This is a genomic window from Micromonospora sp. NPDC005979 (assembly GCF_040614415.1).
In the GTDB taxonomy this organism is placed as follows: domain Bacteria; phylum Actinomycetota; class Actinomycetes; order Mycobacteriales; family Micromonosporaceae; genus Micromonospora.
In genome coordinates this window covers 77161-96445 of the sequence record NZ_JBEXUR010000024.1, presented here as the reverse complement: position 1 = coordinate 96445, position 19285 = coordinate 77161, and the positions used below count along the sequence as shown (strand labels likewise).

Sequence of the window (19285 nt, the reverse complement as noted above, 5' to 3'; positions counted from 1 at the left end):
CCCACCAAAAGCAGGCTGCCAGTCCGGGGTATAAATCATAATTGGCACTGGCTTTACAAGCACCCTGTTGAGTTCTCAAAGAACAACCACACACCAACTCGAAGCCCCATTACTGAGGCCCCAACTTGGGGCTTTTTCGTACCGTGTCCTCGCCGCTTTCAGCGCCAGGCACTTTTACTACGTTACCCGCTGGTTTCTGCCGTGTCAAACCGGTGTTTCCCGGTTCGTCGTACTTTCTGCCGTGTTGCGGGCACCATGGTTCGACCGGCTCGCGCCGCTCTCATCTTGGTTTGGCAGGCCGGCCGCAGCGGTTGCCCGCTTGCTCGCCCGTTTCCCTGCCGACTGCCTACCTTACCCGGTCGGTTCCGCCGCACCAAATCCGCCTCGCGGCGTTTCCGTGAGCACCACCCGGTCGGCGATCTGACGGCGAACCCGCCCGACCCCGAGGCCGTCACCACGCTCCGGCCGCTTCAGGCTTTCGCCTGTTTCGTCCGTTCCGCGCTGGCAGAGAGAAAGTTACGCGTCCGGCCCGATGATCGTCAAATCCGCCGGACGCGTCCCCCGTCACATCGTCGACGATCGACTATTCGCCCAGCTCAACGCCGGCGAACGACCGCTTTCCCCGGCGCAGCACCAGGTACCGACCGTGCAGCAGGTCGCCGGTCGACACCGTGGCGTCCACCTCGTTCACCCTCGTGTTGTTCACGTAGGCGCCGCCCTCGGTGATGACCCGGCGGGCCTCCTTGAGGCCGCTCACGAGCCCGGACTCCCGCAGCAAGCCCGCCACGTCCGGCAGGTCTCCGGACAGCCGGACCAGCCCGGCCTCGGTGAGCGCCGCGCGCAGCGTCTCCGGGGCCAGGTCGTCGAGCGAGCCACGGCCGAACAGCGCCTGGCTGGCGGCGACCGCCTGCCGGGTCTCCTCGGGGCCGTGCACCAGCGTGGTCAGTTCCTCGGCCAACGCCCGCTGGGCCAGCCGGGCCGCCGGCCGTTCGGCCGTCGCCTTCGCCAACTCCTCCAGCTCGTCGCGCGTACGGAAGCTGAAGTACCGCAGGTAGCGGTCGACCTCGCGGTCGTCGACGTTGAGCCAGAACTGGTAGAACGCGTACGGACTCGTCAGCGTCGGGTCGAGCCAGACCGCCCCGCCCTCGGTCTTGCCGAACTTCGTACCGTCGGCCTTGGTGACCAACGGCGTGGTGAAGGCCTGCACCGGTCCCGCGCCGCGCCTCCGCACGTAGTCGACGCCCGCCGTGATGTTGCCCCACTGGTCGGAGCCACCGAACTGGAGTTGGCAGCCGTGTCGACGGTGCAGCTCGAAGAAGTCGTTGGCCTGCAACAACTGGTAGCTGAACTCGGTGAAGCTGATGCCGGTCTCCAGCCGCGCCCGCACCACCTCCCGCGCGAGCATCTTGTTCACGGGGAAGTGCTTGCCCACGTCGCGCAGGAACTCGACCACGGACATCTCGCCGGTCCAGTCCAGGTTGTTGACGAGCTGGGCCGCGTTCGCGCCGGTGTACGACACGAAGGGCGCGAGCTGCTCGCGGATCCGCTCGACCCAGCCGGCGATCACCTCGGGCGGGTTGAGCGTCCGCTCGGCGCTCTCCTTCGGGTCACCGATCTGCCCGGTCGCCCCGCCCACCAGCAGCAGGGGGCGGTGACCCGCGAGTTGCAGCCGCCGGGCCGTGGTGACCTGCATGAGCGAGCCGACGTGCAGGCTCTGCGCGGTGGGGTCGAAGCCCACGTAGTAGGTGGTGGCCGTCCCGCCGTCGAGCAGCTCACGCAGCTCGTCGAGGCCGGTCGAGTCCTGGATGAGGCCACGCCAGAGCAGGTCGTCGATCAGAGATTCCCGCCCGGTCGGCGGGAGGTTGCTGTCGGTCACGGTCACCGATTCTCCCCCATCGCCGGCATCGACCCGTACCGGGTTTGGGGCAACGCGCCCGGTTACGCTTGCGCCCCACTGTTTTCGGGAGGGTTCTGTCGTGGAGATGCCGGATCTGACGGGTGGTTTCGTCAACCTGCTCGGCCTGAAATTCGAGGAGGCGACCCCCGACCGCGTCGTCATCAGCTGGCAGGTCCGTCCGGACCTGCACCAGCCGTTCGGCATCCAGCACGGCGGGGTGTACTGCTCGGTCGTGGAGACCGCGGCCAGCGTCGGCGGTTCGCTCTGGCTGGCCGACCGGGGCACGGTGGTCGGGGTGGCGAACCAGACCGACTTCCTGCGGGCCGTGCGCGACGGTGAGCTGCGGGCGGTCGGCCTGCCGGTGCACCGGGGGCGCAGCCAGCAGCTCTGGCAGGTGGAGATCACCGACGCCAAGGAGCGCCTGGTCGCCCGCGGTCAGGTCCGGTTGCAGAACCTCTCCCGGGACTGACCGGCCGGGCGACGCCGGGTCCGGTCAGCTACGAGCCTCGTCCAGCACCGGCTCGACCGCCTCGTCGGCGTCGTCACCGTCGTCGGCGGGGACCTGACTCAGACGTACCTCGGTGATGGCCCGGTGGTCGATGTCGGCCACCGTCAGCACCCAGCCGTCCAGGGTGACGTCCTCCCCGGCGACGGTCGGGATGTGTCCGAGGCGGGCCAGCACCAGCCCGGCGACGGTGGTGTAGTCGCCGGCCGGGCGCGAGGGCAGCTCAACGCCGATGTCCGGCAGGTCGTGCACCGGGAAAGTGCCGGGCAGCACCATCGCGCCGTCCGGTTCGCGGCGGACCGAGTAGCCGTCCCGGTCGGTCTCGTCGTAGATCTCTCCGACGATTTCCTCCAGGATGTCCTCCAGCGTCACGATGCCGTCGACGGCGCCACGCTCGTCCACGACGAGCGCGATGTGCTGGCGCTCGGCCTTGAACTGACGCAGCGCGTCCACCACCGGCAGCGAGTCGGGCAGCAGCATCGGTGGGCGGGCGATCTCGTCGATCGGCCGGTCGTCGGGCACGCCGACCAGGTCACGCAGGTGGATCACGCCGGCGGTGTCGTCCAGGCCGCCGTGGCGCACCACGGGCGCCCGGGAGTGCCCGGTGGCGGCCAGCACGAGCCGCGCGGCCTCCGCCGTGGTCCCGCTGTCGAGCGTGAAGACCCGCAACCGGGGTACGAGCACAGCCCGCAACCGCCGGTCGGCGATCTCCACCGCCCCGGCGATGATGGTGCGCTGTTCCTTGGTGAAGCCGTGGTTGCCGGCGACGATGTCGCGCAGCTCGTCCGGGCCGATCTCCTCGGGCTCGTGCTTCGGGTTGAGCCCGAACAGGCGGACGACCAGGTCGCTGGTCGCGCCGAGCGCCCAGACGGCCGGCCGGGTCAGGCTGGCGAGCACGTCGAGCGGGCGGGCCACCAACAGGGCCCACCGCTCGGCGGACTGCATGGCGATCCGCTTGGGGGCCAGCTCGCCGAAGACCAGGGTGACGAAGGTCAGCGCGAGGGTCACCACCACGATCGCCACCGTCTCGGCGGCGTTGCCGAACATCCCGAGCAGCGGCACGAGGGGCTTGGCGAGGGAGACCGCCGCCGCGGCGGAGGCCAGGAAGCCGGCGAGGGTGATGCCGATCTGGATGGTGGCGAGGAAGCGGTTCGGGTCCTTGGCGAGCCGGGCGAGCACGCCTCCGGCCCGGCTGGTGCGCTCCAACCGCTGGATCTGGCTGTCCCGCAGTGACACGAGCGCCATCTCGCTGCCGGCGAAGAGCGCGTTGATCACGATCAGGATCCCGACCAGGGCCAGTTGGCTCCCGTAGCTCTGCACGCCCGGTTCGCTCCCTCTGCGATGGTGACGCCGGCCGGTACGCACGGCGCCCGCCGGTCGACGAGCCCGCCCGGCGTACGCGCTTCTGTGCCCCGTGCGGGGTCGGCCGAATCCTGCCGGGGTGACGCTACGCCGATCCGGCGGCCGGGGACGCGGGTAGGTCGAGGACGTACGAGTCGCCCTCGGGGCGGAACCCGAGCCGGTGGTAGTACGGGGCGATCATGCCGGGCGGGCTGACGACCCGGTGGAAGCCGCGTTCGGTGAAGAGGCGGCTGCGCCGGTAGACGAACTCGCCGGGCGTGAAGTCCCGGAACTTCGGGGTCACGTAGTCCAGGTCGATCTGGGCGACCCCGCGTGCCTCGGCGTGCGACAGCACCACCCCCACCACCTCGTCGGCGGTGACCACGAGGAAGGCCGAGCGGTCGGCGGCGGCCGGATCCCAGTGGAAGTCGGGGTTGAAGCGGGCGATGTCCGACCCGTGCACGCGCAGCGTGTGGGCGAGGAACTGGTCGTCGACCCCGACCTGGACCACCTGGTAGGTCTGCTCGTCGTGGCGGGTGGCGAGCATCCCTCGCAGGTACCAGATGTTGATCACCGCGAGGACGATGTTGAGCCCGACCATGGGCCATACCTCGATGGCGGCGTTGTAGCCGATCAGCACGGCGCAACCGACGAGGTTCAGGGCGCGCAGCCGCAGGATGCGCGACTGCAGCAGCGACCAGACAAGTACCGCGGAGCCGGCCCAGCCGACCAGATCCAACCAATTCACCCCGCGAGACTAGTGCTAGCCCAGGTCAGGGGTGTCGGCGGGCAGCTCCAGCAGCCACTCCTCGACCTCGGTGCCGCGCCCGTTGGCGTACCCCGAGTCCTCACCGACCACGACGAACCCGCACTTGCGCAGCACCGCGAGAGAGGCGGCGTTGTCCTTCGCGGCCCGGGCGTGCACCGGCCGGGGCAGCTCGCGCAGCAGCGCGGCCAGGGCCGCGGTGGCGTGGCCCCGACCCCAGCGGGTCGGGTCGATCCAGTAGCTGACCTCGGTCTGGTCGTCGACCCGGAAGGCGCTCACGTAGCCGACCACCTCACCATCGGCCTCGACGGTGCGGACCCGGTTCGCCGGGTTGGTGAGCACCCGCGCCCAGTGTCGGGCGAACTCGCGGTGGTCGGAGGGGTCGGCGGGACCGAACGCGGCCATCCGGTTCGCTTCCGGATCCTGCTGGTGCAGGAAGAACTCCACGAGGTCGTCCTCGCGCACCGGCCGCAGCAGCACATCAGAGCTCACCCGGCGAGAGTAAGCCCCACCCCCGACACCCCTCCCCCGCCGATCTTGCACTTCCTGTCGCGACATAAGATAACGAAGACGACATTCCGCCAACAGAAGCTGCAAGATCGGCGTGGGAGTGGTGGCCGATCCAGGGAGAGCTGATGAACCGACAGGTCGTGGTGGGGGTGGACGGTTCGCCGTCCAGCCTCGTCGCCGCGGAGCACGCGGCCCGCGCCGCCCAGCGTCGGTCCCGTCCGCTGCTGGTGGTGCACGGCTACCTGCACGCGCCTCTCACCCCGTACGACCTGACGCTGCCGGGGCCGTCCGAGGAGGCGCGGCGGATGGTGGAGGGCGTGGCGGCCGACCTCACCGAGCGTTTTCCCGGCCTCGCCGTCGAGGTACGCCAGGTCGCCGGTGGGCCCGGCGCGACGATGGTCGAGGAGTCCCGCCGAGCGGAACTCGTCGTGGTGGGCAGCCGCGGATTGGGCGGGTTCACCGGCCTGCTGCTCGGCTCGGTCGGCGCGCAGGTCGCCGCGCACGCGCGCTGCCCGGTGCTGGTGGTCCGTCCCGAGGGGCGGTCGATCGACGTGGACGGGCCGGTGCTCGTCGGTGTGGACGGGTCCGAGTCGTCCCAACTCGCCGTCGGTTACGGGGCCGTCGAGGCGACGTTGCGCGACGTCCCGTTGGTGTTGACGCACGTCGGCCCGTCGGGCGGCGACCGGCCGGTGCCGGACGAGATGGAGGAGGCGCAGGCCGTCGAGCAGGCCGAGGCGGTGCGGTTGCTCGCCGACGCGTCCGCCGTCGTCCGGGCCGAGCATCCCGACCTGGTGGTACGGGAGCACCCGGTCCGGGCGTCCAGCCCGGCCCAGGGGCTCGTCGAGGCCAGCGGCGCAGCGTCGCTGCTGGTCGTCGGCACCCGGGGTCGGGCCGGATTCGCCGGGCTGCTGCTCGGCTCGGTCAGTCAGGCCGCCGTCCACCACGCCCACTGCCCGGTGCTGGTGGCCCACCCGGTCAGCTGACCGGGGCGTCGCCACCTCGGCCGAGCATCTGCAGGAAATCGGTGGTGAGGGCGAACGGGTCCGCCGGGCCGCTGGTGGGCGGCCGTCGCTCGACCTGGTCGGCCAGCTCCCCGGCCGCGCGCCGGATCCGGCCCCGCAACGCTCCGTCGGCCGTCCCGTCGGACCAGTCCTCCGGCGCGGCGAAGACCGCCGTGGGGACCACCACCGCCCGCAGGTAGCTGAACATCGGGCGGACCGCGTGCTCCAGCGCGAGGGAGTGCCGGGCGGTGCCACCGGTGGCGGCGATGAGCACCGGCCGGTCGACAAGCGAGCCCGCGTCCAGGACATCGAAGAACGACTTGAACAGCCCGTTGTACGAGGCGCTGAAGATCGGGGTGACGGCGATGATGCCGTCCGCGGCGGTCACCGTGTCGATGGCCTCGCGCAGCGCGGTCGGCGGGAACCCGGTGAGCATGTTGTTGACGACGTCGTGGGCGTACTCGCGCAGGTCGATCGGGCGCAACTCCGCGTCGTGGCCCCGCCGGACCAGCTCGTCGCGGGTCGCCCCGGCGAGCTGGTCGGCGAGCAGCCGGGTGGAGGAGGGCTGACTCAGCCCCGCCGACACGACGGCCAGCGTCCGGCGGGTCATCGGGTCGCCCCCTCCGGCGCCTTGCCCGTCACGTCGTCGACGGCGTGCACCGTGCTGTCCTTCGCGCCACCGGCCGCGGCGACCAGCGAGGCGTGCGTGGGCGCCTCCGGGACGTGCGCCGGACGCAGGGCGGCGAACTCCTTGCGCAGCACCGGCACGACCTCCTCGCCGAGCAGGTCGAGCTGCTCCAGCACGGTCTTGAGCGGCAGGCCGGCGTGGTCGATCAGGAAGAGCTGGCGCTGGTAGTCGCCGACGTACTCGCGGAAGCCGAGCGTACGGTCGATGACCTGCTGCGGGCTGCCCACGGTCAGCGGGGTTTCCCGGGTGAACTCCTCCAGCGACGGCCCGTGCCCGTAGACCGGGGCGTTGTCGAAGTACGGCCGGAACTCCCGGACGGCGTCCTGCGAGTTGCGGCGCATGAACACCTGGCCGCCGAGGCCGACGATGGCCTGGTCGGCGGAGCCGTGGCCGTAGTGGGCGTACCGCTCGCGGTAGAGGCCGACCATCCGCTGGGTGTGCTCCTTGGGCCAGAAGATGTGGTTGGCGAAGAAGCCGTCGCCGTAGTACGCGGCCTGCTCGGCGATCTCGGGGCTGCGGATCGAGCCGTGCCAGACGAACGGCGGCACCCCGTCGAGCGGGCGCGGCGTCGAGGTGAAGGACTGCAACGGCGTACGGTACTTGCCCTTCCAGTCGACCACGTCCTCGCGCCACAGCCGGTGCAGCAGGTCGTAGTTCTCGATGGCCAGGGGGATGCCGGCGCGGATGTCCTTGCCGAACCACGGGTACACCGGGCCGGTGTTGCCACGGCCCATCATCAGGTCCACCCGGCCGTCGCTCAGGTGCTGGAGCATCGCGTAGTCCTCGGCGATCTTCACCGGGTCGTTGGTGGTGATCAGCGTGGTCGCGGTGGACAGCAACAGCCGCTCGGTGCGGGCCGCGATGTGACCGAGCATGGTGGTGGGGGACGACGGGACGAACGGCGGGTTGTGGTGCTCACCGGCGGCGAAGACGTCGAGCCCGACCTCTTCGGCCTTGAGTGCGATGGCGACCATCGCCTTGATCCGCTCATGCTCGGTCGGCTCCCGACCGGTGGTCGGATCGACCGTGACGTCACCGACGGTGAAGACTCCGAACTGCATGACCAGCTCCTCGCGTGTCAACCGGATGCCGTCGTGGTACCCGGACGCAGCTCACAACTTATTTGACGAGTCAACTATTCCGTCGGCGGCACGTCGCGCAGTGGCGCCGGTCACCCATCGCAACCGGACATCACGTCGCAGAACCGGCCCGGTCAGCCTCCCGCCACCGATGGCAACACCTGCACCTCCGCGCCGTCCACCACCGTCGTGGCCAGACCCCCGGAGTGCCGGCAGTCTTCCCCGTCGACGAAGACGTTCACGTAGCGGCGCAGCTCGCCGCGCTCGTCGCGGATGCGCCGGGCCAGCCGGGGATGCGCGACGGCCACCTCGTCGAGGACCGCCCGCAGCGTCCCGGCGGCGGTGACGTTCAGCCGACTCGCACCCCCGGCCTCGCCGCGCAACGGGCCGGGCAGCAGCACGGTGACCACGCTCAGACCTCCGCGGCGCGGACGCAGAGCACGTCGGGCAGGTGCGCGGCCACCTGCGACCAGGAGTCGCCCTCGTCGCGGCTGGCGAAGACCGAGCCGGAGCGGGTGCCGAAGTAGACCCCACCCGGGGTCGCGCCATCGGCGCACATGGCGTCGCGCAGCACCGCCGGATAGAACGGCCCCTCGGGCAGCCCCACCGACTGCGCCTCCCACTTGCCGCCGGCGTCGACGGAACGGAACACCCGGCAGCGGTGATCGGCCGGAAACCGCTCGCTGTCGGCCACCAGCGGGAAGGTCCATACCGTGCCGCCGCGCCCGGGGTGAGCCACCATCGGGAAGCCGAAGTCGCTGGGCAGCCCGTCGGCGATCGAGGACCAGGTGCGGCCGTCGTCATCGGAACGGTAGACGCCGTGGTGGTTCTGCGCGTACAGCCGCTCGGGGTTGTCGGCGTCCCGGGCGACCTTGTGCACGCATTGGCCGAACTCCGGCCACTCGTTGGGCATGAAGTAGGCGCGGATGCCGGTGTTGCCGGGCGCCCAACTCGCCCCGGCGTCCTCCGAGCGGTAGACCCCGCCGGTGGACATGGCGACCAGCAGTCGGGCCGGGTCACGCGGGTGGGGCAGCACGGTGTGCACGGCCTGACCGCCGAACCCGGCCTCCCACTGGGGGCGGTGCGGGTGGTCCCAGAGGGAACGGACCAGCTCGAAACTGCGGCCGCCGTCGGTGGACTTGAACAACGCCGAGGGCTCGGTGCCGGCCCAGACGACGTCCGGCTCGTCGGTGCCGGCCGGCATCAGCTGCCAGACCCGCCCGAGGGAGACGCCGGTGTCGGCCGGGAACGCGACCGGCGCCTGGTCGGGCTCGTCCCAGGTGACGCCGAGGTCGTCGCTGGTGGCGACACTGGGGCCGAAGTGCGAGCTGGTCACGCCGGCGAGCAGCCGAGGGGTGACGCCCCGGGTGTCGATCGCGACCGCGTAGACACCCGTCATCGGGAAGTGCGGACCGGTGATCTCCCAACTGCGCCGGTCGTCGGCGCTGGTGGCGAGAAACAATCCTTTGGCGGTGCCGATCGCGAGCAGTGTTGCCATGACGTCCTCCGATACCGTCGGTGAGCAGGTTCGGTGATTATGGCCACACCCTCCGACAGCCTCCGTCGCGGCGCGCTCAGCGACGGACGCGGGGCACGTGCCGCCGGTACGCGCTGACCGTCGGATCGCCGTCGAGCCAGAACCGCCAGGGCAGGTCGTGCGCGCCCGTCACGCCGACCCGTGGCCCCGCCACCACCGAGGCCGGCGGTACCGGCTCGACCGGCGGTCGCAACCGGACCGGCCCGTCGCCGAGCAGGTACGCGCCGTACGCCGCGCGGTCGATGCCGAGCGTGGCGCAGAGCCGGGCCGGCCCACGGGCGAGGTCCACGTCGCGCCGCACGGCCGGCCGGCGCTCCCGTGCCGTGTCCAGCCCGTCGACGACCGCGCCGGCGCGCAGCAGCACCGCGGCGGCCTCCCCCTCGTCACCGGTGACCACGTTCACGCACCAGTGCATTCCGTAGGTGAAGTAGACGTAGGCGTACCCGGCGGGACCGAACATCACCGCGTTGCGGGGCGTGCGGCCCCGGTGGGCGTGCGAGGCGGGGTCACCGGCCGTGCCCGCGTACGCCTCGACCTCGGTGATCCGGACGGTGACGCCCGCGGCGGTGAGGCGGCAGCCCAGCAGGCCACGCGCCGCCGGCAGCAACGGGCCGGCGAGCAGGTCCGCCAACTCGGTCAGGCCGGCGTCGGCGGCGCGGTCGTCCGGCGCGAGATCCATGGACCGAACGGTACCCACCCGTCGACGTTTCAACAGTCTGTTGACAACAGCTCGTTGATGGGGTGTGCTCGGTACATGACCACCTCGGACCTCTTCACGGCGCCCGACCCGGGTCGGGCTCGCGCCCACCGCACCTACGAGGCGCTGCAACGGATCAGCGAGCGCCACGCCGGCTCCGACGCGCGGCGGGGGCGCTGGGCCCACCCGTACGTGCTGGACCCGTGGGAGGCGGTCGCCCTGGTCACCGCCCTCGCCGCTGGCGGGGCCGAGCGGGAGCCCTCCGAGGAGCCGGTCGACGCCGCCGACCTGACGGCCGCGCTGACCCTGCTCCCACACGTACGCGCCGAACTGGACGCCCTGGAGGCCGGGCTGCTCACCCTCGCCCGTGACCGCGGCCTGACCTGGCAGTCCATCGCGTACGGGCTCGGCCTGGGCAGCGCGCAGGCCGCCCGCCAACGCTACGAACGGGTAGCCGCCCGCTCCACCGACCAGACCCCCTGATCCCCCGCTCTCGAATCCCGCCGATCTTGCACTTTCTGTCCCGACACAACGGCAGATCGGTCGCGTATCGACAACACAAACTGCAAGATCGGCGCAGGCGGGAGCGGGAGCGGGAGCGGGAGCGGGAGCGGGGGTTATGACTAGGAGGCACCCATTGGAACGTGGGGAGATGTTGTCGTACTGCCTGGCCAAGCCGGGAGCGTGGCTGGACCGGCCGTGGGAGGACGACGAGGTGGTGAAGGTGGGCAGCCGGATCTTTGCGTTCCTCGGCAACGCCGACCGGGCGCCCACGGTCGGCGTGAAGTGCGGCGCGAACCGCGAGATCGCCGACGAGTGGCTGCACCGTTATCCCGCCGACGCGCGCCCGATGCCGTACATCGGCCGGTCCGGCTGGAACACGCTGCGCCTCGACGGCGGAATCGACACCGAGGAGCTGACCGAGGCGGTCGACTCGTCGTACGACATGGTGGTGGCCAAGCTCCCGAAGCGGGAGCGCCCGACGGCCTGAACCACCGTGGCGCCGGCGGCCCGCGCCGACGCCACGGTCAGGTCAGCGGGGTACGACCCGCTCGGTGGCCCACTCCCGCCAGCCGGCCAGCCGGTCCGCCGCGGCGGCGAGCTGGTCGGCGACCGGACCGGGGCCGGTCGAGCCGGGGGTGGTGCGGGCCGCGAGGGCCGAGCGCACCGAGAGCACGTCCCGCACGGACGGGTCGAGGTGCTCGCTGACGGCGGTCAGGTCGGCGTCGGAGACGTCCTCCAGCTCACACTCGCGGGCCGCGCAGAGCGCCACCAACCGACCGGTGATCTCGTGCGCGTCCCGGAACGGCACGTTGCGCCGGACCAGCCAGTCGGCGACCTCGGTGGCGAGGGAGAAGCCCACCGGGGCGGCGGCGACGAGCCGGTCCACCCGGACGGTCATCGTGGAGATCATCCCGGCCAGGGCCGGGAGCAGCAGCTCCAGGGTGTCGACGGCGTCGAACGCGGGCTCCTTGTCCTCCTGCATGTCCCGGTCGTACGTCATGGGCAGGCCCTTGAGCATGGTCAGCACCGTCATCAGGCCGCCGACCAACCGGCCGGACTTGCCCCGGGCCAGCTCGGCGATGTCCGCGTTCTTCTTCTGCGGCATGATCGACGAACCGGTGGCGAACGCGTCGTCCAGCTCCACCCAGCCGAACTCGTGCGAGGTCCACAGCACCACCTCCTCGCCGAGGCGGGACAGGTGCACCCCGATCAGCGCGGTGGTGAAGAGGAACTCGGCCACGAAGTCCCGGTCGGCGACCGCGTCCATCGAGTTGGCGAACGACGTCCGGAAACCCAGCTCCTTGGCGACCGCCACCGGGTCCAGCGGAAGCCCCGAGCCGGCGAGCGCGCCCGCGCCGAGCGGGCTGATCGCCGCCCGGTGGTCCCAGTCGCGCAGCCGCTCCAGGTCACGCAGCAGCGGCTGCACGTGGGCCAGCAACCAGTGCCCGAAGGTGACCGGCTGGGCGTGCTGAAGGTGGGTCATGCCGGGCGCGGCCGTGTCGACGTGCCGCTCGGCCTGCTCGACGAGCGCCTCGGCCAGCTCGACGACGCGGCTGGCCACACCCCGCGCGTGGTCCCGCAGGTAGAGCCGCAGGTCGGTGGCGACCTGGTCGTTGCGGGACCGACCGGCACGCAGCTTGCCGCCCAGGCTCCCCAGACGCTCCAGCAGCCCCCGCTCCAGCGCGGTGTGCACGTCCTCGTCGTCGACGGTGGGCCGGAACGCCCCCGACGCGCAGGCCGCCTCCAGGTCGTCCAGGGCTGCCAGGATGCGGCCCAGCTCCTCCGGGTCGAGCAGGCCGGCGCCGGCCAGGACCCGGGCGTGCGCCCGGGAACCCGCGATGTCGTACGGGGCGAGGCGCCAGTCGAACTGCACGCTCACCGACAGCCGGGCGAGCGCCTCGGCGGGGCCGCCGGCGAACCGGCCACCCCACAGGCTCGTCCGGTTGGTGCCGGCGCTGTTCTCGGTGAGGCTCTTGTCGTCCACGCCGCCCATTGTGGTCCCCATGGTCGTCAGCCACCCATCCGGGCGGCACGGGCCGCAGCCATCCGGCTCGGCGTGCTCCACACGTGCGCGGTCACGGTGCGTTGTTCCCTTCGACGGTGTCTTCCCGGCGGGACCAACCGGCGAGCTTGTCGCCGAGCGCGGCCCCACCGACGGTCTCCCGGGCCACGACGAGAATGGTGTCGTCGCCGGCGATGGTGCCGACGATCTCGGGCAGGCCCGCCCGGTCCAACGCGCTGGCCAGGTACTGGGCCGCGCCCGGCGGGGTACGCAGCACCGCGATGTTGCCGCTGGCGTCCACCCCGTTGAGCAGCTCGCGCAGCAGCCGCACCAGCCGGGCCGGTGCGGCCTCGGCGTCGCGCAGCGGCCGTTTCCCGTCCTCGGGGATCAGGTAGACGGCCGGGCCGTCGCCGCCACGCACCTTGACCGCGCCCAACTCCTCCAGGTCCCGCGAGAGGGTCGCCTGGGTGACCCCGACGCCGTCGGCGGCGAGCAGGTCGGCCAGTTCGGTCTGCGAGCGTACGGGCCGGTCCCGGATCAGCTCGACGATCCGGGCGTGCCGGGCGGCGCGGGTCAGCGGGGTGGTCATCGTCGCTCCCCGGAGGCCGCCAGCAGGAACGTCAGCAGCGCCTTCTGGGCGTGCAGCCGATTCTCCGCCTGGTCGAACACCGCGCTCTGCGGACCGTCGAGCACCTCGTCGGTGATCTCCTCGCCCCGGTGCGCCGGCAGGCAGTGCAGCACGATCGCGTCCGGCGCGGCGTGGTCGAGCAACTCCTTGTTGACCTGGTATGGCAGGAACGGGGTGACCCGGTCCAACCCGTCGGCCTCCTGACCCATCGAGGTCCAGGTGTCGGTGGCCAGTACGTCGGCGTCGCGGGCCGCCTGCGCCGGGTCGGTCAGCACCCGCACCGACCCGCCGGTGCCGGCGGCGATCTCGCTGGCCCGGCGCACCACGGCCTCGTCCGGCGCGAACCCGGCCGGCCCGGCGATCCGCACGTGCATCCCGGCCGTGGCCCCGGCCAACAGGTACGACTGCGCCATGTTGTTCGCGCCGTCCCCCACGTAGGTCAGGGTCCGGCCGGACGTGCCGCCGCACCGCTCCCGGATGGTCAGCAGGTCGGCCAGCAGTTGGCAGGGGTGGAAACCGTCGGTGAGCGCGTTGACCACCGGGACGGTCGCGCCGCTGGCGACCTCGCCGATCCGATCGTCGCCGTGGGTCCGCAGCACGATCGCCGCGACGTAGCGGGACAGCACCCGGCCCGCGTCGGCGAGCGTCTCGCCCCGCCCGAAGTGGGTGACCTGGGTGTCCACGACCAGCGGATGGCCGCCCAGCTCGGCGATGCCGGCGTCGAACGAGATCCGGGTCCGCAGACTCTGCTTGTCGAAGAGCACCGCCACCGAGCGGGGGCCGGCCAGCGGTTGGTGGCCGAACCGGTCCACCTTCATCCGGGCCGCCAGGTCGAGCACGCTGGACTGTTCGGCGGGCGAGAGGTCGTCGTCGCGCAGGAAATGCCGGATCATGCGGTCGTCCCCGTCGTGGTGGGCTGGGTGGAGGATTCGGTGCTCACCGGAGCGCTCGTGCCGGCCGCCGCCGGGGCCGTCGCGTCCAGGGCCGCCGGGAGCGCGGCGAGGAACGCGTCGACCTGCTCGGTGGTGAGGATCAACGGCGGAGCGAGCCGGAGTACGCCCGGCTGCACCGGGTTGGTCAGGAAGCCGGCCTCCCGCAGCGCCTCGGCCAGGACCGTCGACACCGGCGCGGTGAGCACCACGCCGAGCAGCAACCCGGCCCCGCGTACGCCCGCGACGAGCGGGTGGTCCAGCGCCTCGATGCCGCGACGCAGCCGTTCGCCGACGCGCTTGACGTGGTCGAGCAGCCCCTCGTTGGCGATGGTCGCCACCACGGCGAGCGCGGCGGCGCAGCTCACCGGGTTGCCGCCGAAGGTCGTACCGTGCGAGCCGGGGGTGAGCAGGTCGGCGGCCCGGCCGAAGGCGAGCGTCGCGCCCAGCGGCAGCCCGCCACCCAGGCCCTTCGCCAGGGTCACCACGTCGGGCTCCACGCCCTCGGCCTGGTGGGCGAACCAGTGCCCGGTACGGCCGATGCCGGTCTGCACCTCGTCGAGCACCAGCAGCGCCCCGTGCCGGGCGGTGATCCGCCGGGCCGCCGTCAGGTAGCCGGTCGGCGGTACGACCACGCCGTTCTCACCCTGGATGGGCTCCAGGATCACCATGGCGGTGGCGTCGGTGACCGCCGCCTCCAGGGCGCTCACGTCGCCGTAGTCGACGTGGGTCACCTCGCCGGGCAACGGCCGGAACGGGTCCGCCTTGGCGGGCTGACCGGTCAGGGCGAGGGCGCCCATGGTGCGACCGTGAAAACCGCCGTTGGTGGCGACCACGTGACTGCGCCCGGTGCGCCGGGACAGCTTGAAGGCGGTCTCGTTCGCCTCCGCGCCGGAGTTGGCGAAGAAGACCCGGCCGGGTCGGCTGCCGGCGAGCGCCAGCAGCAGCTCGGCGAGAGCCACCGGCGGCTCGGCGACGAAGAGGTTGGAGACGTGCCCCAGCGTGGCCACCTGCTTCGACACGGCGGCCACCACCGCCGGATGGGCGTGGCCGAGGGCGTTCACCGCGATCCCGCCCACCAGGTCCAGGTACTCGCGGCCCGCCTCGTCGACCACCACGGCGCCCGCGCCGGAGACCAGCGCCAGCGGCGGCGTGCCGTAGTTGTCCATCATGGACTGCGTCCACCGTTGCACCAGACTGCTCATGCCCCGTCCGTCCCGTCCTGCGGCACCACCATCGTTCCGAACCCTTCCGACGTGAACACCTCGAGCAACGTGGAGTGCGCCACCCGGCCGTCGACCACGTGCGCGGCGGGCACGCCCCCGCGCACGGCCCGCAGGCAGGCCTCCATCTTCGGCACCATCCCCGACTCCAGCCGGGGCAGGAGTTTGGCCAGGTCGTCCGCGGTGATCTCGGAGACCAGGCTGTTCGTGTCCGGCCAGTCGGCGTACAGACCGGCCACGTCGGTGAGGACGACCAGCTTGCGGGCCCGCAGGGCGACGGCGAGCGCGGCGGCGGCGGTGTCCGCGTTGAGGTTGTGCAGGACACCGTCGGCGTCCGGCGCGACCGTCGAGATCACCGGAATCCGACCGGCGTCGATCAGGTCGGTCACCGCCGAGGTGTCCACCGACTCGACATCGCCGACCTGGCCCACGTCGACCGGCCGCCCGTCCACGTACGCCGGGCGGCGCACCGCGGTGAACAGCCGCGCGTCCTCGCCGGAGAGGCCGACGGCGTACGGACCGTGCGAGTTGATCAGCCCGACCAACTCCCGCCCGACCTGCCCGACGAGCACCATCCGGACCACGTCCATCGCCTCGGCGGTCGTCACCCGCAGGCCGCCCCGGAACTCGCTGGAGATGCCGAGCCGGCCCAGCATGGCCGAGATCTGCGGACCGCCGCCGTGCACCACCACGGGCTTCAGACCGGCGTAGCGCAGGAACACCATGTCGGCCGCGAACGCCCGCTGCAACTCCGGCTCGGTCATGGCGTTGCCGCCATACTTGACCACGACGGTGGCGCCGGAGAAACGCGCCAGCCAGGGCAGCGCCTCGATCAGCGTCTCCGCCTTCACCTGCGCCCGGGTGAGATCACTGCTGAGGTTCATGTCGAGTACGCCGAGTTCTCGTGCACGTACGCGTGGGACAGGTCGTTGGTCCAGATCGTGGCCGTCGCTTCGCCCGCGTGCAGGTCGATCCGGATGGTGACGTCCCGGGCGCTGAGGTCGGCCTTCGAACGGTCCTCGGCCGCGGCGCCGCCCCGGCACAGCCACACCCCGTTGACGGCCACGTCCACCTCGTCCGGCTCGAAGGCGGCCGTGGTGGTGCCGACCGAGGCGAGGATCCGACCCCAGTTCGGGTCATTGCCGAACAGGGCGGTCTTGACCAGGTTGCTGCGAGCGACCGAGCGGCCCACCTCGACCGCGTCGTCCTCGGCCGCCGCCCCCACGACGTCGATGGCGACCTGCTTGGTGGCGCCCTCCGCGTCGGCGATGAGCTGCTGCGCCAGGTCGTGGCAGGCCGTGGTGACCGCGGCGGCCAACTCGGCCGGGGTCGGCTCGATCCCGCTGGCGCCGCTGGACAGCAGCAGCACCGTGTCATTGGTGGACATGCAGCCGTCGGAATCGACCCGGTCGAAGGTCACCCGGGTCGCGGCGCGCAGAGCCTCGTCCAGGACCGCCGGCCCGGCCACCGCGTCGGTGGTGAGCACGCAGAGCATGGTGGCCATGCCCGGCGCGAGCATGCCGGAACCCTTGGCCATGCCGCCGACCGTCCATCCACTGCCCCGAGCCACCGTGGTCTTCGGCCGGGTGTCGGTGGTCATGATGGCCTCGGCGGCGGCCAGGCCGCCGTCGCGTGACAACTGCCGGATGGCGGTACGGACGCCCGGCAGCAGCTTGTCCATCGGCAACCGCTCACCGATCAGCCCGGTGGAGCAGACCGCCACCTCGCCGGCCCCGAGGAGCAGCCGCGGGCTGACCGCGCTCAGCGCCGAGGCGGTGTGCTCGGCCGTGGCGTGCGTGTCCTGGAAACCGGCCGGGCCGGTGCAGGCGTTCGCGCCACCGGAGTTGAGCACCACGGCGCGGACCACGCCGCCCTGCACGACCTGCTGGCTCCAGAGCACCGGCGCGGCCTTGACCCGGTTGGTGGTGAAGACACCGGCGACACCGGCGTCCGGGCCGTCGTTGACCACCAGCGCGACGTCCGGGCCACCGCTGGCCTTCAGTCCGGCGGTCACTCCGGCCGCCCGGAAACCCCGAGGGGTGGTGACACTCATGGCGCTACTCCCCAGATTGACAGGCCCGTCGTCTCCGGCAGGCCGAGCATCAGGTTGGCGTTCTGCACGGCCTGGCCGGCGGCGCCCTTGCCGAGGTTGTCCAGCGCGCTGACCACGATCAGCCGACCCGAGTCGACGTCGACGGTGGCCTGGAGGTGACACGAGTTGGAGCCGAGCGTGGCGGCCGTGTGCGGCCAGCGCCCCTCCGGCAGCACGTGCACGAACGGCGCGTCGGCGTACGCCTGCGCCAGCACCTCCTGCGGGTCGACGCCGCGGGCCGGCACGGCGGTGACCGTGGCGAGGATGCCGCGTGGCATCGGCGCCAGGACCGGAGTGAACGACAGGCCGGTCGCCCCGGATGCCTGCTTGATCTCGGGCACGTGCTGGTGGGTGCCGACCCGGTACGGCGACAGGTCGCCCATCACCTCGCTGCCGAGCAGGTGCGGCTTCGCCGCCCGGCCCGCGCCGGAGGTGCCCGAGGCGGCGACCACGACCACGTCGGCGGGGTTGGCCGCACCGTCGGCGATCAGCGGCGCGAGCGCGAGGGTGATCGCCGCGGCGTAGCAGCCGGTGTTCGCGACCCGGGTGGAGCCGGCGATCAGCTCCCGCTGGCCGGGCAGCTCGGGCAGGCCGTACGTCCACTGGCCGGCGTGCGTGCCGCCGTAGTACTGCGCCCAGGCGTAGGGGTCGGCGAGCCGGTGGTCGGCACCCAGATCGACGACGCGTACCTCGGGCGGGAGCTGGGCCGCGAGAGTCCCCGACTCGCCGTGCGGCAGCGCCAGGAAGACCAGGTCGGCGTCGGCGAGGATCGACGGGTCGGTCTCGCCGAATACCAGGTCGAGCCCGGTGAGCTGCGGATGCGCCACGTCGACGCGGTGCCCGGCCTGGCGGTGCGCGGTGGCGGCGACCAGCTCGAACTCCGGATGCCCGGCGATCAGGCGCAGCAGCTCGCCACCGGCGTACCCGCTCGCGCCCGCGACCGCGACTCGAATTCCCATACCCACCTCCGCATGACTATGCAGAGGAGACTAGCAAGAGCGATTGTTTCCTGCAAGTTAATACAGCCTACTGCATGGTGATGAACGCCGTTGTCGGTCGGCGCAGGGTGGCGTCCTCCGCCCGGGTATTCCAGCAGAGGACGCCCCGCTGTCAGCTCGACTGCTCGGACAACCCGTGCTGACGCTCGTACGTCCGCAGGGCTGCGTCCCACGCCTCCGTGTACTCGCTCGGCCCCATACCGAGATCCCCGTGCCCCCGGACCGCCTCGCGCAGTAGTTTCACGAGATCGGGCACGGCCTCCCGACGCTCCTGGACGTACCGACCGAAAACCTCGGCGAACTGCTCGCTTGTCAACCGTGCGGCGTGCGAAGTGACGGGATCGTCCTCGAGATTCTGCAGCACGGCACACCAGCGACGAGTCAACTCATCCGCCTGAGCCGCCCGGATCTTCTGCAACTCGTGATCACATTCAAGCCGAATCCGATCCTCCCAGTACGGCCGGAGCCGCTCCCGCACCCGCTCGTCGGGGCTGACGCGGACGAGCACTCCGAAGTGCGGCGAGCCCTCACGCGGCCAGCGCTGGCCACCGAGCAGACTGTTCAGCGCACGTTCGAGGTCGTGCGAACGGTGGGGCTCATGTTCACGTGCCAGGTCCACCGCCCGTTCCCGGACGATCCCGCCAGCCCATCCCAGATACCGCTCGGCGCGAAACCGAAGCTCCTCGTAGGTCATGTTCTGCGCCGTCCAGTTGTAGACGGCGTGCAAGCGGAAGTCGTATGCGTCCCCCTTCGCCGGCACCAGGATCGGCGCCGGGACGTCCTGACGGAATGTCACGGTGGCGGGAACGATCGGCGCAGGTGGGGCCGGGGGAAGCGGGGGCTCGGTCGGCGGGAAGAACGCATGCCACCAGCGGCGGCGTTCCACCT

At 71.8% G+C, this 19285-nt stretch carries 21 protein-coding genes; 4 read left to right on the top strand and 17 right to left on the bottom strand.

Features of this window, described 5'->3' with window-relative positions; translation table 11 throughout:
• Positions 1-583: 583 nt before the first annotated feature.
• Complete coding sequence (tyrS, locus tag ABZ272_RS29200; protein ID WP_355053149.1) at positions 584-1876, bottom strand: tyrosine--tRNA ligase; 1293 nt, start codon at positions 1874-1876, stop codon at positions 584-586.
• Between the two features lie 106 nt (positions 1877-1982).
• On the opposite strand from tyrS, the gene ABZ272_RS29195 reads away from it, so the two are divergent.
• The gene (locus ABZ272_RS29195) at positions 1983-2366 is read left to right on the top strand and encodes a PaaI family thioesterase (protein WP_355053148.1); all 384 of its coding nucleotides are present in this window, start codon (positions 1983-1985) and stop codon (positions 2364-2366) included.
• Positions 2367-2390: 24 nt separating this feature from the next.
• On the opposite strand, the gene ABZ272_RS29190 is transcribed toward ABZ272_RS29195, so the two are convergent.
• The 3 genes from ABZ272_RS29190 to ABZ272_RS29180 all read right to left on the bottom strand — a co-directional run bounded on the left by ABZ272_RS29190 (position 2391) and on the right by ABZ272_RS29180 (position 5001).
• The gene (locus ABZ272_RS29190; RefSeq protein ID WP_355053140.1) at positions 2391-3722 is read right to left on the bottom strand and encodes a hemolysin family protein; all 1332 of its coding nucleotides are present in this window, start codon (positions 3720-3722) and stop codon (positions 2391-2393) included.
• Between the two features lie 127 nt (positions 3723-3849).
• Positions 3850-4491, bottom strand: a complete 642-nt coding sequence (locus tag ABZ272_RS29185) for a hypothetical protein (RefSeq protein ID WP_355053139.1) — start codon at positions 4489-4491, stop codon at positions 3850-3852.
• 15 nt (positions 4492-4506) lie between these two features.
• The gene (locus ABZ272_RS29180; protein ID WP_355053138.1) at positions 4507-5001 is read right to left on the bottom strand and encodes a GNAT family N-acetyltransferase; all 495 of its coding nucleotides are present in this window, start codon (positions 4999-5001) and stop codon (positions 4507-4509) included.
• A 143-nt stretch (positions 5002-5144) separates the two neighbouring features.
• On the opposite strand from ABZ272_RS29180, the gene ABZ272_RS29175 reads away from it, so the two are divergent.
• Positions 5145-6002, top strand: coding sequence for a universal stress protein (locus ABZ272_RS29175; RefSeq protein WP_355053137.1), 858 nt, complete (start codon positions 5145-5147; stop codon positions 6000-6002).
• Here the strand turns inward: ABZ272_RS29175 and ABZ272_RS29170 are convergent.
• From ABZ272_RS29170 to ABZ272_RS29150, 5 genes are all read right to left on the bottom strand, one after another.
• Positions 5995-6630 carry an FMN reductase gene (locus ABZ272_RS29170; RefSeq protein ID WP_355053136.1) on the bottom strand — a complete coding sequence of 212 codons (636 nt, stop codon included), beginning with the start codon at positions 6628-6630 and terminating at the stop codon, positions 5995-5997. The genes ABZ272_RS29175 and ABZ272_RS29170 overlap by 8 nt on opposite strands.
• Positions 6627-7769, bottom strand: a complete 1143-nt coding sequence (locus tag ABZ272_RS29165; RefSeq protein ID WP_355053135.1) for an LLM class flavin-dependent oxidoreductase — start codon at positions 7767-7769, stop codon at positions 6627-6629. Before ABZ272_RS29165 ends, ABZ272_RS29170 begins: the two co-directional genes overlap by 4 nt.
• A 152-nt stretch (positions 7770-7921) precedes the next feature.
• Positions 7922-8197 (bottom strand): ubiquitin-like small modifier protein 1, encoded by a 276-nt coding sequence (locus tag ABZ272_RS29160; protein WP_355053134.1) that lies wholly within the window; start codon positions 8195-8197, stop codon positions 7922-7924.
• 2 nt (positions 8198-8199) lie between these two features.
• Positions 8200-9285, bottom strand: coding sequence for an exo-alpha-sialidase (locus tag ABZ272_RS29155; protein ID WP_355053133.1), 1086 nt, complete (start codon positions 9283-9285; stop codon positions 8200-8202).
• Positions 9286-9361: 76 nt separating this feature from the next.
• Positions 9362-10003, bottom strand: a complete 642-nt coding sequence (locus tag ABZ272_RS29150) for a DNA-3-methyladenine glycosylase (RefSeq protein WP_355053132.1) — start codon at positions 10001-10003, stop codon at positions 9362-9364.
• Between the two features lie 75 nt (positions 10004-10078).
• Between ABZ272_RS29150 and ABZ272_RS29145 the strand changes: the two genes are divergently transcribed.
• Both ABZ272_RS29145 and ABZ272_RS29140 read left to right on the top strand, forming a co-directional pair.
• Entirely contained in the window at positions 10079-10504 is a 426-nt protein-coding gene (locus ABZ272_RS29145) for a DNA-binding protein (RefSeq protein WP_355053131.1), read from the top strand.
• A gap of 154 nt (positions 10505-10658) precedes the next feature.
• A complete protein-coding gene (locus ABZ272_RS29140) occupies positions 10659-11012 on the top strand; it encodes an MmcQ/YjbR family DNA-binding protein (protein ID WP_355053130.1) in 354 nt (117 codons plus the stop codon).
• Between the two features lie 42 nt (positions 11013-11054).
• Here the strand turns inward: ABZ272_RS29140 and argH are convergent, their stop codons facing one another.
• The 8 genes from argH to ABZ272_RS29100 form a co-directional block, all read right to left on the bottom strand.
• Positions 11055-12518 carry an argininosuccinate lyase gene (gene argH / locus ABZ272_RS29135; RefSeq protein ID WP_355053147.1) on the bottom strand — a complete coding sequence of 488 codons (1464 nt, stop codon included), beginning with the start codon at positions 12516-12518 and terminating at the stop codon, positions 11055-11057.
• 82 nt (positions 12519-12600) lie between these two features.
• Positions 12601-13116, bottom strand: coding sequence for an arginine repressor (locus ABZ272_RS29130; protein ID WP_355053129.1), 516 nt, complete (start codon positions 13114-13116; stop codon positions 12601-12603).
• A complete protein-coding gene (argF, locus tag ABZ272_RS29125; protein WP_355053128.1) occupies positions 13113-14048 on the bottom strand; it encodes an ornithine carbamoyltransferase in 936 nt (311 codons plus the stop codon). Before argF ends, ABZ272_RS29130 begins: the two co-directional genes overlap by 4 nt.
• Positions 14045-15289, bottom strand: a complete 1245-nt coding sequence (locus ABZ272_RS29120; protein WP_355053127.1) for an acetylornithine transaminase — start codon at positions 15287-15289, stop codon at positions 14045-14047. The genes argF and ABZ272_RS29120 overlap by 4 nt, the downstream gene beginning before the upstream one ends.
• Positions 15286-16191, bottom strand: a complete 906-nt coding sequence (gene argB / locus ABZ272_RS29115; RefSeq protein WP_355053126.1) for an acetylglutamate kinase — start codon at positions 16189-16191, stop codon at positions 15286-15288. The genes ABZ272_RS29120 and argB overlap by 4 nt, the downstream gene beginning before the upstream one ends.
• Positions 16188-17360, bottom strand: a complete 1173-nt coding sequence (gene argJ, locus ABZ272_RS29110) for a bifunctional glutamate N-acetyltransferase/amino-acid acetyltransferase ArgJ (protein WP_355053125.1) — start codon at positions 17358-17360, stop codon at positions 16188-16190. The genes argB and argJ overlap by 4 nt, the downstream gene beginning before the upstream one ends.
• Positions 17357-18358: an N-acetyl-gamma-glutamyl-phosphate reductase gene (argC, locus tag ABZ272_RS29105; RefSeq protein ID WP_355053124.1), complete on the bottom strand. Its 1002-nt coding sequence runs from the start codon at positions 18356-18358 to the stop codon at positions 17357-17359. Before argC ends, argJ begins: the two co-directional genes overlap by 4 nt.
• A gap of 151 nt (positions 18359-18509) precedes the next feature.
• Positions 18510-19283 carry a hypothetical protein gene (locus tag ABZ272_RS29100; protein WP_355053123.1) on the bottom strand — a complete coding sequence of 258 codons (774 nt, stop codon included), beginning with the start codon at positions 19281-19283 and terminating at the stop codon, positions 18510-18512.
• Between the last annotated feature and the right edge of the window lie 2 nt (positions 19284-19285).

What these genes read in the sequence shown, in the direction of transcription:
- ABZ272_RS29165 (WP_355053135.1), bottom strand. Translation starts at nt 7,769, where the DNA reads ATGCAGTTCGGAGTCTTCACCGTCGGTGACGTCACGGTCGATCCGACC.
- ABZ272_RS29150 (WP_355053132.1), bottom strand. Translation starts at nt 10,003, where the DNA reads ATGGATCTCGCGCCGGACGACCGCGCCGCCGACGCCGGCCTGACCGAG.
- argJ (WP_355053125.1), bottom strand. Translation starts at nt 17,360, where the DNA reads ATGAGTGTCACCACCCCTCGGGGTTTCCGGGCGGCCGGAGTGACCGCC.
- ABZ272_RS29145 (WP_355053131.1), top strand. Translation starts at nt 10,079, where the DNA reads ATGACCACCTCGGACCTCTTCACGGCGCCCGACCCGGGTCGGGCTCGC.
- argB (WP_355053126.1), bottom strand. Translation starts at nt 16,191, where the DNA reads ATGAACCTCAGCAGTGATCTCACCCGGGCGCAGGTGAAGGCGGAGACG.
- ABZ272_RS29175 (WP_355053137.1), top strand. Translation starts at nt 5,145, where the DNA reads ATGAACCGACAGGTCGTGGTGGGGGTGGACGGTTCGCCGTCCAGCCTC.
- ABZ272_RS29130 (WP_355053129.1), bottom strand. Translation starts at nt 13,116, where the DNA reads ATGACCACCCCGCTGACCCGCGCCGCCCGGCACGCCCGGATCGTCGAG.
- ABZ272_RS29170 (WP_355053136.1), bottom strand. Translation starts at nt 6,630, where the DNA reads ATGACCCGCCGGACGCTGGCCGTCGTGTCGGCGGGGCTGAGTCAGCCC.
- ABZ272_RS29195 (WP_355053148.1), top strand. Translation starts at nt 1,983, where the DNA reads ATGCCGGATCTGACGGGTGGTTTCGTCAACCTGCTCGGCCTGAAATTC.
- argH (WP_355053147.1), bottom strand. Translation starts at nt 12,518, where the DNA reads ATGGGCGGCGTGGACGACAAGAGCCTCACCGAGAACAGCGCCGGCACC.
- ABZ272_RS29120 (WP_355053127.1), bottom strand. Translation starts at nt 15,289, where the DNA reads ATGAGCAGTCTGGTGCAACGGTGGACGCAGTCCATGATGGACAACTAC.
- argC (WP_355053124.1), bottom strand. Translation starts at nt 18,358, where the DNA reads ATGGGAATTCGAGTCGCGGTCGCGGGCGCGAGCGGGTACGCCGGTGGC.
- ABZ272_RS29155 (WP_355053133.1), bottom strand. Translation starts at nt 9,285, where the DNA reads ATGGCAACACTGCTCGCGATCGGCACCGCCAAAGGATTGTTTCTCGCC.
- argF (WP_355053128.1), bottom strand. Translation starts at nt 14,048, where the DNA reads ATGATCCGGCATTTCCTGCGCGACGACGACCTCTCGCCCGCCGAACAG.